Genomic DNA, 13,579 nt, shown 5'->3' with positions numbered 1-13,579 from the left:
CGCGGCGGGATGGCCGCTCAGGGCTGTCCCGCGGGAATGTCCGCCATGGTCACCGACACATCGCCGTTCTGTCCCCGATGCCGCAGGGCATGGTCCATCAGGACGATGGCCAGCATGGCCTCGGCAATGGGGGTGGCGCGAATGCCCACGCAGGGGTCATGACGTCCGGTGGTGATCACCTCAATCGGCTGTCCGTCCACGTCCAGGGAGCGCCCCGGGATGCGCAGGCTGGACGTCGGTTTCAGAGCGATGCTGACGCGAATGTCCTGGCCGCTGGAGATACCTCCCAGCACGCCTCCGGCATGGTTGGAGGCAAAGCCCTCGGGCAGCATCTCGTCCCGGTGCTCGGTGCCCTTCTGCTCCACGCAGGCGAAGCCGTCACCGATCTCCACCGCCTTGACCGCGTTGATGCCCATCATGGCATGGGCAATGTCCGCGTCCAGGCGATCGAAGATGGGCTCGCCCCAGCCGGGGGGCAGCCCGGTGGCCACCACGTTGATGCGGGCGCCGATGGAATCGCCGGACTTGCGCAGCTCATCCATGTAGGCCTCCATCTCCGGCACCCGGTCCGGGTCCGGGCAGAAGAAGGGATTGGTCTCCACCACGGACCAGTCCACCTGCCGGGCGCGGATGGGGCCGAGCTGGGCCAGATAGCCCCGCACCTGGACACCGAAACGTTCCCGGAGGTATTTCTTGGCAATGGCACCGGCCGCCACCCGCATGGCGGTCTCCCGGGCGGAACTGCGGCCGCCGCCCCGGTAATCCCGCAGGCCGTATTTCTTGTGGTAGGTATAGTCCGCATGGCCCGGCCGGAACTGCCGGGCGATGTCGGCATAGTCCTTGGAGCGCTGATCGGTATTCTCGATCATCAGGGCGATGGGCGTGCCGGTGGTGCGCCCCTCGAACACCCCGGAGAGGATCTTCACCTGGTCCGGTTCCCGACGCTGGGTGGTGTGCCGGGTCTTGCCCGGTCGCCGCCGCTCCAGGTCCTGCTGCAGGTCGGCCTCGCACAGGGCCAGTCCGGGCGGACAGCCATCGACGATGCAGCCGATGGCCGGCCCGTGGCTCTCACCGAAGCCGGTGACCGTGAACAGCTTGCCGATGGTGTTGCCCGACACGTTCAGATCACCTTGGAATAGCGCTGTTCGGTGGCCTGGCGCAGGTAACGGTCAAACACCATGCAGATGTTCCGGATCAGCAGGCGGCCGGCGGGCTGCACGGTGATGGCGTTGCCGGTGACCTTGAGCAGGCCATCGGCCTCCATGGGCTTGAGTCCTTCCAGTTCCTGGGCGAAATAGTCACCGAAAACGATGCCGTGGGCCCGCTCCACGTCTGCGAACGCCAGTTCGAAGTGGCAGATCAGACGGGTGATGACATCCCGGCGCAGCAGGTCGTCCGTATCCAGTTCCACGCCCCGGAACACGGCCAGGCGGTTCTCATCCAGGCACTGGTAATACTTCTCCAGGTCGTGGTGGTTCTGGCTGTAGCTGTTGCCCACCACGCCCACGCTGGTGGAACCCAGGCCGATCAGGTCGCAGTTGGAGTGGGTGGAATACCCCTGGAAGTTGCGGTACAGGGTGTGGTCACGCTGGGCCACGGCCAGTTCGTCGTCGGGACGGGCAAAGTGGTCCATGCCGATGTAGACATACCCGGCCTCGGTGAGCTGCTGGATGGTCTGCTGCAGGATGGTGAGCTTGTCGGCGGGATTGGGCAGGGCATCCTCGTCGATGCGGCGCTGGGGCTTGAAGCGGTCCGGCAGGTGAGCGTAGTTGAATACGGATATCCGGGCCGGGTTCACTTCGATGATCCTGCGCACGGTGTCGCCAAAGGTGTCCGGAGTCTGATGCGGCAGACCGTAGATCAGGTCCACGCTGGTGGAGCGGAAGCCCAGACGGCGGGCCTCATCCAGTACGCTCATCACCTGGGCTTCGGTCTGGACCCGGTTGACGGCTTTCTGCACGGTCTCGTCAAAGTCCTGCACCCCGAGGCTGATGCGGTTGAAACCCAGCTTGCGCAACAGCGCGAGGGTGTCCTCCTGCACTTCGCGGGGATCGATCTCGATGGAATACTCGCCGGTATCGTCATCCAGCAGCCTGAAGTGCTCACGGGTCTTGTCCATCAGCTCGATCATCTCGTCATGGGAGATGAAGGTGGGGGTGCCGCCGCCCCAATGCAGCTGAGTCACCGGACGGCTGCGGTCGAACAGCTCGCCCTGCAGGGCCATTTCCTTGTAGAGCCGATCCAGGTAGGGGCGGGCCTTCGCGCGGTCCTTGGTCACCACCTTGTTGCAGGCACAGTAGAAACACACGGTGTCGCAGAAGGGGATGTGGAAATACAGGGACAGGGGACGGCCGCTGGCGTTGGTGCCCCGGGCGATCTCCGCATAGCGATCGGCATCCAGACCTTCGTGGAACTGCACGGCGGTGGGATAGGAGGTGTAGCGGGGACCCGCCGTGTTGTAACGGTTGATCAGGTCCAGATCGAAATCGATGGTCTGCGACAAGCTCATGACGGCATTGGTACCCGGTCTAGGAATGTAACTGTCTATTGTAACCGCTCGGGACGGATGTGCCGAACGTATTGGGGGATTTTGGTGACTTGTGCCAAGTCGACGGCCATCCCGGGACGGTTTTACGGTTCGCCCCTACAGATCCAGCGCCTGCAATTGCTCGGCGGTCAGCAGGAATACCCCCTCCCCGCCCGACTCGAATTCCAGCCAGGTGAACGGCACGTCGGGCAGGCGCGCTTCCAGGGCCGGGGCGCTGTTGCCCACCTCCACCACCAGGATGCCGCCGGGGTTGAGGTGATCCGCCGCGCCCCGCAGAATCTCCAGGGCCGCATCCAGGCCGTCCGGCCCCGAGGCCAACCCCAGCACCGGCTCATGACGGAACTCCGGAGTCAGGGCCGCCATGTCCCGGGCGTCCACATAGGGAGGATTGCTGACGATGATGTCATAGCGGCGCCCGCCCAGACCCGTGAAAAGATCGGACTGCACCGCTTCCACCCGCCCTTCCAGGCCGTGACGACGGATATTCTCCCGCGCCACCACCAGGGCATCGGGGGAAATGTCGCCCAGATCCACCTTCGCCTCGTCAAACACATGGGCGCAGGCAATGCCGATGCAGCCGCTGCCGGTGCACAGGTCCAGCACCCGATGCACCGCCCCGGCCTCGATCCAGGGCGCAAAACCCTGCTGGATCAGTTCCGCCAAGGGGGAGCGGGGCACCAACACCCGCTCGTCGACGAAGAATTCCAGCCCCATGAACCAGGCCTGACCGGTCAGGTAGGCGGCGGGCTTGCGGGTCTGCACCCGTTGCTCCAGCAGTTCCGTCACCCGCGCCCGTTCGTCCCGGGTGAGACGGCATTCCAGCCAGGGACCGGTCATGTCGTGGGGCATGTGCAGGGTGTGAAGCACCAGCCAGGCGGCCTCGTCCAGGGCATTGTCGGTGCCATGGCCGAAACTCAGGCCCGCGGCGGTGAAACGACTCATGCCGTAGCGAATGAAGTCACGGACGGTCAGCAGCCCGTCGGTAGCGGTGGAATCGGTCATGGAAATCAGCCAGTGCGGTTCAGGGTGTGGAATAATACGCCTATGAACGATCAAGTGGCCAACTGGCAGGACTGGCTCAAGGCCCTGCCCCTGTATCTGCTGCCCCATCATGGGATCTCGCGGCTGGTCTACCGTCTGTCGCGCTGGGAAACCCGGCACAAGGACCCGGTGGCACGGTGGTTCATTCGCCGCTATGGCCTGGACATGTCCGAGGCCGTCGAATCGGATCCGAGCCGCTACGCCAGCTTCAACGACCTGTTCACCCGCGCCCTCAAGCCCGGCGCCCGGCCGCTGGACCCCGCCCCGGACACCCTGATCAGCCCGGCGGACAGCCGCGTCAGCCAGCTCGGCCGCATTCGCGACGGGCAGTTGATCCAGGCCAAGGGACACGCCTACTCGGCCACTGCCCTGCTGGGCGGGGACGCAGACCTGGCGGCGCCCTTTGCCGACGGACACTTCATCACCCTCTACCTGTCCCCTCGGGACTATCACCGCATCCACATGCCCTGGAACGGCTCCCTGCGGGAATCGGTATACGTGCCCGGTCGCCTGTTCTCGGTGGCGCCCTTCACGGTCAAGACCGTACCCGGCCTGTTCGCCCGCAACGAGCGCCTGGCCTGCCTGTTCGAGACGGATTTCGGCCCCATGGCCATGGTGCTGGTGGGTGCCATCAACGTGGCTTCCATCGAGACGGTCTGGGCCGGCGAGGTCACGCCGCGCAGCCCCCGGACACCGTGCCGATGGGACCACCGGGACAACCCGCCGACCCTGGCGCGGGGTGAGGAAATGGGGCGATTCAACCTGGGCTCCACCGTCATCCTGCTACTCCCCGAACAGGTCTCCGGCTGGCTGCCGGCACTGGCGCCTGGGCAGGCGGTGCGCATGGGCCAGGCCCTGGCGCGACGCTGAGGCGAGGCCGGACCCTTGCGGGTCCGGCGCAGAACTGCTATTTATACTCGTATTTGATGCGCCGCGTCATGCGCGGCAGCCATATCACGGGGGGCGCAGCCGGTGTCTTCACATCACCATCGGCCGCCACAAGCACCCGGACGCCCCTATCGTGGCGAATAACAGAGAACATCCATGAGCGAGAAAGATCACACATCGACGCCCGATGATGACCGGGCGTCGAAGGCGGACGATACAGATACCCCTTCATCCGTCACAGCCGAGTCCACCCGCGAGATCGGGGGCTACCAGGGTCCCGAGCCCACCCGCTACGGTGACTGGGAACAGCGCGGACGTTGCACCGACTTCTGAAAGCAGCCCGGACCACCGGGCACTCTTGCACCCGCTATCCTCGAGTATTGCACGACTGAACGACCTGCCCCGCCCCGGAGCGTCATGCGTATCACGGGTTCGGGGCCGCAGACCGTCAACACCCGCACACTGCGGATTCTTCAAGCGGAGCCTTCCAAGCCATGCCAAACGACAACCGGCCGCTGTCACCCCATCTGCAGGTCTATCGGCCGCAGATGACCTCGGTACTCTCGATCCTGCACCGGATCACCGGCGTGATCCTGAGCGTCGCCAGCCTGATCCTGGTCTACTGGCTGGCCGCCCTGGCCGCCGGCCCCGAGGCGTTCGCCCGGGCCGAGGCCCTGCTGCATGGCTGGATCGGGATCGCGATCCTGATCCCCGTCACCCTGGCGCTGTTCTATCACCTGTGCGCCGGCATTCGCCATCTCGTCTGGGATGCGGGTGTCGCACTGACCATCAAGGGCGTCTACGTCACCGGCTGGACCGCCCTGGCCACCACACTGCTTCTGACCCTGATCTTCTGGGTCGTCGTGATCTGACGGGGATATCCACATGAGCCTTCGTACACCACTCGGCCGGGCCCGCGGCCTCGGTTCCGCCAAGGACGGCACCCACCACTGGTGGGTGATGCGTCTGTCCTCCATCGCCCTGGTACCGCTGATGCTGTGGCTGATCTTCAGCCTGGCCACCCTGGCCGGCGCCGGCTACGAGGCCACCCTAGCCTGGGCCGCCAAACCCCTGAACACGGTCCTGTTGATCCTCGGCGTCGGCGTGATGTTCCACCACATCCAGATGGGCCTGCACACCGTGATCGAAGATTACGTGCACAGTGAAGGCAAGAAATTCACCGTGCTCATTGCCATGACGTTTCTCGCGTGGCTGCTGGCGATCATTGGGATCGTCGCCATTTTGCGCATTGCTTTCGGGAGCTGATTGATGAAGGGCGACTACAAGATTGTCGACCATGCCTATGACGTGGTGGTGGTGGGCGCCGGTGGCGCCGGCCTGAGAGCCACTTTCGGCATGGCGGAAAAGGGTCTCAAGACCGCCTGCGTGACCAAGGTTTTCCCCACCCGCAGCCATACCGTGGCAGCCCAGGGCGGCATCTCCGCGGCGCTGGGCAATATGGGCGAAGATGACTGGCGCTGGCACATGTACGACACCGTCAAGGGCTCCGACTGGCTCGGCGACCAGGATGCCATCGAATACATGTGCCGCGAGGCCGTGCCCGCCATCATCGAGCTGGAACACTACGGCGTGCCCTTCTCCCGTACCGAGGACGGCAAGATCTATCAGCGGCCCTTCGGCGGCATGACCACCCGCTTCGGTGAAGGCCGCGCCCAGCGCACCTGTGCCGCCGCCGACCGTACCGGCCACGCCATCCTGCACACCTTGTACCAGCAGGCCCTCAAGCACCAGGCGGAATTCTTCATCGAATACTTCGCCACCGACCTGATCATGGACGGCGAGACCTGCCGCGGCGTGATGGCCCTGAACCTGGTGGACGGCACCCTGCACCGCTTCCGCGCCCATCTGGTGGTCCTGGCCACCGGCGGCTACGGCCGCAGTTACTTCTCCTGCACCTCCGCCCACACCTGTACCGGCGATGGCATGGGCATGGCGCTGCGCGCCGGCCTGCCCCTGCAGGACATGGAGTTCGTCCAGTTCCACCCCACCGGCATCTACGGTGCCGGCTGCCTGATCACCGAAGGGGTGCGCGGCGAAGGCGGCTACCTGACCAATTCCAAGGGCGAGCGCTTCATGGAACGCTATGCCCCCAACGCCAAGGACCTGGCCTCCCGCGACGTGGTCTCCCGCTCCATGACCATCGAGATCAACGAAGGTCGCGGCGTGGGTCCGAAACAGGACCACATCCACCTGCATCTGGAGCACCTGGGTCCGGAAGTGATCAACGAGCGCCTGCCGGGGATCGCCGAAACCGCCAAGATCTTCGCCGGCGTGGATGTCACCAAGGAACCCATCCCCGTGCTGCCCACGGTGCACTACAACATGGGCGGCGTCCCCACCAACTACCGTGGCGAAGTGGTCACCCTCAAGGACGGCAATCCGGACCACATCGTGCCGGGCCTGATGGCCATCGGCGAGGCGGCCTGCGTGTCCGTCCATGGCGCCAACCGTCTGGGCTCCAACTCCCTGCTGGACCTGGTGGTGTTCGGGCGTTCCGCCGCCATCCGCGCCGCCGAGATCGTCAAGGACATCGGTGCCTCCGTGCCCGACCTGCCGGCCGGCGCCAGTGACGCTGCTCTTGAGCGCCTGGACCGCCTGCGCTACGCCAACGGCGGCCGCTCCACCGCCTCCATCCGCGGCGACATGCAGGAATGCATGCAGCGCTATGCCGCCGTGTTCCGTACCGGCGAGACCCTGCAGAAGGGCTGCGAGCGCATGGACGAGGTGTTCCAGTCCTTCGGCGACGTGCGGGTCACTGACCGCTCCCTGGTCTGGAACTCGGATCTGGTGGAAACCCTGGAACTGGAAAACCTGCTGGGCAGCGCCGTGGCCACCATCCGCTCGGCGGTGAATCGCCAGGAAAGCCGCGGCGCCCACGCCCGCGAGGACTTCCCGGAGCGCGACGACGAGAACTGGATGAAGCACACCCTGTCCTGGGTCGACGCACAGGGCAAGGTCAGGCTCGACTACCGCCCGGTGCACATGTACACCCTCAGCGATGACGTGGAAGTCGTGCCGCCCAAGGCACGGGTCTACTGAGCGCAGATTCAGGAGAACGCAAGACCATGGCCCAGTTTGTATTGCCAATCAATTCCCGGATCAAGAAGGGCAAGACCTTCAAGGCCGAGGGTGCCACCAACGTCAAGCGCTTCAACATCTATCGCTGGGACCCGGACAGCGGTGAAAACCCGCGCATCGACACCTACGAGGTGGACCTGGACACCTGCGGGCCGATGGTGCTGGACGCCGTCATCAAGATCAAGGACGAGATGGACTCCACCCTCTCCTTCCGGCGCTCCTGCCGGGAGGGGATCTGCGGGTCCTGCGCCATGAACATCGACGGCACCAATACCCTGGCGTGCACCAAGGCCATCGACGAGATCAAGGGAGATGTGAACATCTACCCGCTGCCGCACATGAAGGTGGTCAAGGACCTGATTCCGGAAATGACCCACTTCTATGCCCAGTATGCGTCCATCAAGCCCTGGATCCAGACCCAGACCCCGCCGCCGCCGGATTCCGAGCGGCTGCAGTCCAAGGAAGAGCGCGCCAAGCTGGACGGCCTGTACGAGTGCATCCTCTGCGCCTGCTGCTCCACCAGCTGCCCCAGTTACTGGTGGAACGGCGACCGCTATCTGGGTCCGGCCATCCTGCTGCAGGCCTACCGCTGGATCGCGGACAGCCGTGACGAGGCCACCGGTGAGCGTCTGGACGCTCTGGAGGACCCGTTCAAGCTGTACCGCTGCCACACCATCATGAACTGTACCCGCACCTGCCCCAAGGGCCTGAATCCGGCCAAGGCGATTGCGGAGATCAAGAAGCTGATGGTGATCCGGCGCTGAGTCCGCCGGATATCCCCGTCCCAGGAAATACCCCCGGCCGCGATGGCATCCGGCCGGGGATTTCCGCGCCGCCGTTCGCAGGCGGACCTGCCCCGCGGACTTCGTTCCTGCCTGCCCATGAGTCCTGAATGATGAGCGATATCGCCCGATTACGCTGGCACTGCCGACGCGGCACCAAGGAGCTGGATCTCATGCTGGAGGGGTTCCTGCTCGCCCAGGGTGAACACCTGGATGCCGCGGAACTGCAGACCTTCGAGCAAATCCTCAAGCAGGAAGATGACGACCTCCAGCGCTGGCTCCTCTACGGCGAGCCGGTGGAAAAGGCCGAACTGGCCACGATGATCGACCGCGTCAGGCGTCACTTCATCGAGCGCTGAGCCCGCCTTTGTTGCGCAACATCAAAAACGGTTGACCACCGCCTCCACCCCGGGGCAACGGGCCTTGACCAGGCGCTCGACGATGTTGCGCAGATCCAGCGCCGAGCGGGGACACCCCACGCAGGCCCCCTTGAGACGGACGAGCACCGTCCGTCCCTCCAGGTGCAGATACTCGATATCGCCGCCATCCTGCATCAGCACCCGACGCGCCTCCTCCACCGCGGCCCGCACGGCCGCCTCGTCGATGTCACCCCGGGCCGGTGCGTCCTCCCGCATCCGGGCGGCCAGGGTCTGGGCGCGATCCAGCCTCAATGCCAACTCGGGGTCCACGGCCTCGATGGCATCCAGTTCCGCCTCGGAATAAACATGGTGGGCATCAGGACTCAGCAGCGAGTCCAGGTCGGTTCTGGTTTCGGTCATGACGGTCATGCTCCTGCCCGTGATCACGGCTCCGGCCCCGCAGTCTGCCTGTCCCCGGCTACCCGGCGCAAGCGCAGTCGCAGCGGCCGCAGATCCCCGCCGACCACCGCATCCCGGATCAGCGGCAGTTGCAGGCGGCGCCCCGTCTCATCCCGCAACAACAACAGGATCAACCCCGGCAATACCACCGACTCGGGCAGGATCCGCGCCATCACCCGCCGACCGTCCCATGACTCCAGCCAGCATGTCCCATCGGCATCCCAACCCACGGCACGCCACTGTCCGGGAAATGGCCCCACACCCACCCGGCGTACCATCAGCACCAGACTGCACAGGCCACCCAGGGTGGCCGATACCTGCCCCCAGAACGGCAGGCCGCTGCTCCAGACGGATGCCAGCGCGGCCATATGAACCAGAAACAGCCCTCCCAGGACCTTCGCGGAGGACTTCAAGCGCACAAAATACCCACGACTGTTCGTCACCATGACCACGGTCAACGCTCCCTGCAAAATATCCCTGTCATCCTTAGGCCTTCAAAACCATCATTCAGCATCATGTGACATGACCTGGAAAGGCCTTCCAGGCTCACCACCCATAACCAACCATTAAAGTGGGAAAACAACGACTTAATCCCGAATTCATGGCAGCATACCTTGCTGTTATTGTGCATAATGTTCGGGCTGGATAGCATCAACGGGATTTTCGACTCACCGGAGTCATCAACATGCGGTCGTCACCTTAAAGACACCGCGGGCTAACCGCCGCCACAAAGACCCGTATGGTCGCGGGGGCCAACGGCGGCAAACTTGCAGGAGATAAGTATGTCATCGACAGAAATAGCCGCGAATATGCGGGAGTTCTTGATGGTTGGGGACAGCATGCTCACGGTCCTGGGTTTTGTGGGCGCGGGCTTGCTGGGCTTCTGGTTCGGTCGGCAGCAGGGGGACGCCGGTCGGGTACGGGACCTGGAAAAGGAACTGGACAACCAGCAGCGCAAGATCAACAACTATCGATCCCAGGTCAACCGTCACTTCGAAAAGACCGCCACCCTGTTCACGGGCATGGCCCACTCCTACCGTGAACTCTATGATCACCTGGTAGACAGCTACGATCGCCTGGGTGACGGCCCCTCCAACCGCTTCCTGCCCCGCCGCGCCTCCGCGCTGCTGGAACTGTCCAAGGAAGAACAGAGACGCGCCATCCCCGCCGCCGCCAAGCCGGCTCAGGCTGCCGCTCCCGCCGCCAAGGCTCCCGCCGCCGCCAAGCCTGAAGCACCCAAGGCCGCCCCCGCGGCTCCCAAGGCTGCCCCTGCTCCGGCTGCCGCTCCCAAGGCCGCTGCTCCCGCACCGGCACCCAAGGCTGCTCCGGCCCCGCAGAAGCCCGCCGCTGCCGCCGCACCTCAGCCCAAGCCCCAGAGCCGCCCCGATCCCCGTGGCGCCACGGCGCTGAAGCGCGACATCAAGCCCAAGGCTGCCGAGTCCGCCAAGACCATACCCGGCGCCACTTCCGTCAAGGCCCCCGGCCAGCCTGATCGCATCCGCCTGGCCGCCAAGGACCTGGAAGCCGCCAAGAAGTAAGCGCTTCAGACCCAGGATGAGCACCGGGGTTCTCCCCGAGGGACAGGCAGGTCCCGCATGCACATCTCGGCCTCGTGCCGGGATGTGCGTTTATGGCGCCTTGCCCTTTCTCCCCTTGTATCGAACTTTGGTCTAAGATGGCGTTCGGATATCGAGACATCCCCAAAGGTGCGAACTGATGAAACCCGAGTGGAAAGCCTTCCTGCTCGACGCCGGTGCCGAGATGGACAACGACCGGGTATCCCACTACGGCAACCCGGAGCGTGAACGCAGCGTGGCCGTTACCGGCGACGTGATCTGCGATCTGTCACACCTGGGATTGATCAGTGCCCACGGCGAGGAGGCCTCCGCCTTCCTGCAGGGGCAGTTCACCTGCGATGTGGGCGAGGTCGGTCCCGGGCGAAGCCTTCCGGGTGCCTGGTGCACCGCCAAGGGCCGCATGATCTGTACATTCCGCCTGTTCAACCGCGGTGATGCCTTCTACCTGCGCCTGCCCAGGGAACAGGTGGAAGCGGTGCTCAAGCGTCTGTCCCTGTACGTGTTGCGGGCCAAGGTGACCCTGGAAGACGCCGGTGGCGCCTTCATCCCCCTGGGGCTGTCCGGCCCACATGCGGAGACCCTGCTCAGGGACGCCGTGGGTGGCGACATCCCCGCCGAAGCGAACGCCTGTACCCGTCATGACGGCATCACGATCATTCGCGTCCCCGGTCGCCATCCCCGCTTCGAGCTGTACGGCGACCTGGAATCCATGCAGCGACTCTGGCAGGCCCTCAATGTCCATTGCGCCCCGGTGGGCGCGGCGCAATGGGCCTTGATGGACATCCTGGCGGGGATACCCAATCTCTATCCGGCCACGGCCGAGGCCTTCGTGCCGCAGATGACCAACCTGCATCTGCTGGACGGCGTGAGTTTCAAGAAGGGCTGTTATCCGGGACAGGAAGTGGTGGCCCGGATGCAGTACCTGGGCAAGCTCAAACGCCGCATGTATCTGATCCACCTGCCGGTGGAAACACCACCACGGCCCGGAGACATCCTCGTCGATCCGGCCCAGCCATCCGATCAGCCCGCCGGCACCATCGTCGATGCCCAGCTCCATCCCGATGGCGGCGCCGCCGCCCTGGCAGTGATGCAGGTCGTCAGCGCGGAAGCCGGGGAACCCCGCCTGGAGGGGCCGGAAGGTACCCCGACCCGGGTGGAGGCCCTCCCCTACGCCTTTGACCTGGCGGCAGCCCCCTGATGATGGAGCGATGACCTTTCGGGAGCCATCACCGTGCGTTTTCTGTTCTTTCTGTTCGTCGTGATCCTGCTCATGCTGTGGGCGGCCTACTTCAGCCGCCCCGGCAACAGGAAACTCTCCAACGCCCTGTACATCACCGCCGGGATCATGGGGGTGCTGTTCGTGGCCGGCTACCTGCGGCTCGTCTGATCCGACCGGGCCTTCATCGTCCCTTCTTCTTGATGTGCCGCATCAGGCGCTTGCGCTTGTGGATCTGGCGGGGTGTGAGGGTATTGCGCTTGCCCTCGTAAGGGTTCTCGCCGCTCTTGAACTCCAGCCGGATGGGAGTACCCACCAGTTGCAGGTGTTCGCGAAAGTGGTTGGTGAGGTAACGCTTGTAGGCCCCCGGCAGCGCGTCGGTCTGGTTGCCGTGGATGACGATCACCGGTGGATTGCGCCCCCCCTGATGGGCATAGCGCAGCTTGATCCGCCGTCCCCGCACCAGGGGCGGCTGATGCGCCACCACGGCGCTTTCCAGCAGACGGGTCAGGACACTGGTACCCATGTCCCGGAAGGCGGACTCATGGGCCCGCTGCACGGCGCCGAACAGGTCGCCGACCCCGGTGCCGTGAAGGGCGGAAATGAACCGCCGTTCGGCAAAGTCCAGGAAGGGCAGCTTGAGCAGCAGGTCAGTCTTCACCCGATCCCGCTGATCCGGGGTCAGGCCGTCCCACTTGTTGATGGCCACCACCAGCGCCCGACCGGCGTCCATCACCATTCCCAGCAGATGGGCATCCTGTTCGGCAATGCCCTCCCGGGCATCCAGCAGGAAGATCACCACATGGGCGGCGTCGATGGCCTGGATGGTCTTCACCACGCTGAACTTTTCCACCGTCTCCTTGACCCTGGAACGACGCCGCACACCGGCGGTATCGATCAGGGTATAGACCTGGCCATCCCGTTCAAAGGGCACGAAAACGCTGTCACGGGTGGTGCCGGGGATGTCCGTGGCCACCATCCGCTCCTCGCCGAGGATGCGGTTGATGAGGGTGGACTTGCCCGCGTTGGGACGCCCGACAAAGGCAATGCGAATGCCCGGCCAACGCTCACCCTCGTCCTCGTCATCCATGGCTTCGGGCAGCAGGGATCGGACCGAAGCCATCAGAGCCTGGATACCACGACCATGAGAAGCGGCAATGGAACGAGGTTCGCCCAAACCCAGGCGGTGAAATTCGACGGTGACCGCCTGCGGGTCCACGCCGTCGGTCTTGTTGACCACCAGCACGATCGGCTTGTTGAAGCCTCTCAGCTCCTGGGCAATGGTCTCGTCCGCACCGCACAGGCCGGCGCGGCCATCCACCAGAAACATCACCAGATCCGCTTCACGGATGGCCTGGCGAGTCTGCTGAGCCATCAGTGTATCCAGGGTATCGCTCTCGCCGCTGAGACCGCCGGTATCCACCACCATGTAGCCGTAGCCGCCGACGCGACCGGTGCCGTACTGACGGTCACGGGTGAGTCCGGGCAGGTCCGCCACCAGGGCGTCGCGGGAACGGGTGAGCTGATTGAAAAGGGTGGATTTTCCCACATTGGGGCGCCCTACCAGGGCAATGACGGGCTTCATTGGGACATACCGATGTTATGAAAAA

16 protein-coding genes are annotated in these 13,579 nt (G+C 64.7%); 10 read left to right on the top strand and 6 right to left on the bottom strand.

Features of this window, described 5'->3' with window-relative positions:
• Nucleotides 1-17: 17 nt before the first annotated feature.
• The 3 genes from aroC to prmB all read right to left on the bottom strand — a co-directional run bounded on the left by aroC (nucleotide 18) and on the right by prmB (nucleotide 3,550).
• The gene (gene aroC, locus ECTPHS_RS10840) at nucleotides 18-1,118 is read right to left on the bottom strand and encodes a chorismate synthase (RefSeq protein WP_008932791.1); all 1,101 of its coding nucleotides are present in this window, start codon (nucleotides 1,116-1,118) and stop codon (nucleotides 18-20) included.
• A gap of 2 nt (nucleotides 1,119-1,120) precedes the next feature.
• Complete coding sequence (gene hemN / locus ECTPHS_RS10835) at nucleotides 1,121-2,509, bottom strand: oxygen-independent coproporphyrinogen III oxidase (protein ID WP_008932790.1); 1,389 nt, start codon at nucleotides 2,507-2,509, stop codon at nucleotides 1,121-1,123.
• Nucleotides 2,510-2,644: 135 nt separating this feature from the next.
• Nucleotides 2,645-3,550: a 50S ribosomal protein L3 N(5)-glutamine methyltransferase gene (gene prmB / locus ECTPHS_RS10830; protein ID WP_008932789.1), complete on the bottom strand. Its 906-nt coding sequence runs from the start codon at nucleotides 3,548-3,550 to the stop codon at nucleotides 2,645-2,647.
• A 42-nt stretch (nucleotides 3,551-3,592) separates the two neighbouring features.
• On the opposite strand from prmB, the gene asd reads away from it, so the two are divergent.
• The 7 genes from asd (at nucleotide 3,593) to ECTPHS_RS10800 (ending at nucleotide 8,717) form a co-directional block, all read left to right on the top strand.
• On the top strand, nucleotides 3,593-4,459 hold the full coding sequence (asd, locus tag ECTPHS_RS10825) for an archaetidylserine decarboxylase (protein ID WP_008932788.1): 867 nt from the start codon (nucleotides 3,593-3,595) through the stop codon (nucleotides 4,457-4,459).
• A gap of 174 nt (nucleotides 4,460-4,633) precedes the next feature.
• A complete protein-coding gene (locus ECTPHS_RS14280; RefSeq protein WP_083838836.1) occupies nucleotides 4,634-4,810 on the top strand; it encodes a succinate dehydrogenase assembly factor 4 in 177 nt (58 codons plus the stop codon).
• 161 nt (nucleotides 4,811-4,971) lie between these two features.
• Nucleotides 4,972-5,349: a succinate dehydrogenase, cytochrome b556 subunit gene (gene sdhC / locus ECTPHS_RS10820; protein ID WP_008932787.1), complete on the top strand. Its 378-nt coding sequence runs from the start codon at nucleotides 4,972-4,974 to the stop codon at nucleotides 5,347-5,349.
• Nucleotides 5,350-5,362: 13 nt separating this feature from the next.
• Nucleotides 5,363-5,743 (top strand): succinate dehydrogenase, hydrophobic membrane anchor protein, encoded by a 381-nt coding sequence (gene sdhD, locus ECTPHS_RS10815; protein WP_008932786.1) that lies wholly within the window; start codon nucleotides 5,363-5,365, stop codon nucleotides 5,741-5,743.
• A gap of 3 nt (nucleotides 5,744-5,746) precedes the next feature.
• Complete coding sequence (gene sdhA, locus ECTPHS_RS10810; protein WP_008932785.1) at nucleotides 5,747-7,537, top strand: succinate dehydrogenase flavoprotein subunit; 1,791 nt, start codon at nucleotides 5,747-5,749, stop codon at nucleotides 7,535-7,537.
• A gap of 26 nt (nucleotides 7,538-7,563) precedes the next feature.
• Entirely contained in the window at nucleotides 7,564-8,340 is a 777-nt protein-coding gene (locus ECTPHS_RS10805; protein WP_008932784.1) for a succinate dehydrogenase iron-sulfur subunit, read from the top strand.
• A 131-nt stretch (nucleotides 8,341-8,471) separates the two neighbouring features.
• Entirely contained in the window at nucleotides 8,472-8,717 is a 246-nt protein-coding gene (locus ECTPHS_RS10800; RefSeq protein ID WP_040405827.1) for a succinate dehydrogenase assembly factor 2, read from the top strand.
• Nucleotides 8,718-8,738: 21 nt separating this feature from the next.
• Here ECTPHS_RS10800 and ECTPHS_RS15205 read toward each other — a convergent pair whose 3' ends face one another.
• Together ECTPHS_RS15205 and ECTPHS_RS15200 are read right to left on the bottom strand one after the other, a co-directional pair.
• Nucleotides 8,739-9,137 carry a NifU family protein gene (locus ECTPHS_RS15205; RefSeq protein ID WP_008932782.1) on the bottom strand — a complete coding sequence of 133 codons (399 nt, stop codon included), beginning with the start codon at nucleotides 9,135-9,137 and terminating at the stop codon, nucleotides 8,739-8,741.
• Nucleotides 9,138-9,160: 23 nt separating this feature from the next.
• Entirely contained in the window at nucleotides 9,161-9,589 is a 429-nt protein-coding gene (locus ECTPHS_RS15200; protein WP_246828358.1) for a protein YgfX, read from the bottom strand.
• A 426-nt stretch (nucleotides 9,590-10,015) separates the two neighbouring features.
• Between ECTPHS_RS15200 and ECTPHS_RS14960 the strand changes: the two genes are divergently transcribed.
• The 3 genes from ECTPHS_RS14960 to ECTPHS_RS14815 all read left to right on the top strand — a co-directional run bounded on the left by ECTPHS_RS14960 (nucleotide 10,016) and on the right by ECTPHS_RS14815 (nucleotide 12,140).
• A complete protein-coding gene (locus ECTPHS_RS14960; RefSeq protein WP_210386915.1) occupies nucleotides 10,016-10,714 on the top strand; it encodes a YhcB family protein in 699 nt (232 codons plus the stop codon).
• Nucleotides 10,715-10,892: 178 nt separating this feature from the next.
• A complete protein-coding gene (locus ECTPHS_RS10780) occupies nucleotides 10,893-11,951 on the top strand; it encodes a folate-binding protein YgfZ (RefSeq protein WP_008932779.1) in 1,059 nt (352 codons plus the stop codon).
• Nucleotides 11,952-11,984: 33 nt separating this feature from the next.
• A complete protein-coding gene (locus ECTPHS_RS14815) occupies nucleotides 11,985-12,140 on the top strand; it encodes a hypothetical protein (RefSeq protein WP_008932778.1) in 156 nt (51 codons plus the stop codon).
• A 13-nt stretch (nucleotides 12,141-12,153) separates the two neighbouring features.
• Here ECTPHS_RS14815 and der read toward each other — a convergent pair whose 3' ends face one another.
• Nucleotides 12,154-13,554, bottom strand: a complete 1,401-nt coding sequence (der, locus tag ECTPHS_RS10775; protein ID WP_008932777.1) for a ribosome biogenesis GTPase Der — start codon at nucleotides 13,552-13,554, stop codon at nucleotides 12,154-12,156.
• Nucleotides 13,555-13,579: the final 25 nt, after the last annotated feature.

This window comes from Ectothiorhodospira sp. PHS-1, assembly GCF_000225005.1.
Lineage (GTDB): Bacteria > Pseudomonadota > Gammaproteobacteria > Ectothiorhodospirales > Ectothiorhodospiraceae > Ectothiorhodospira.
This window is presented reverse-complemented; position numbering and strand designations above follow the sequence as displayed.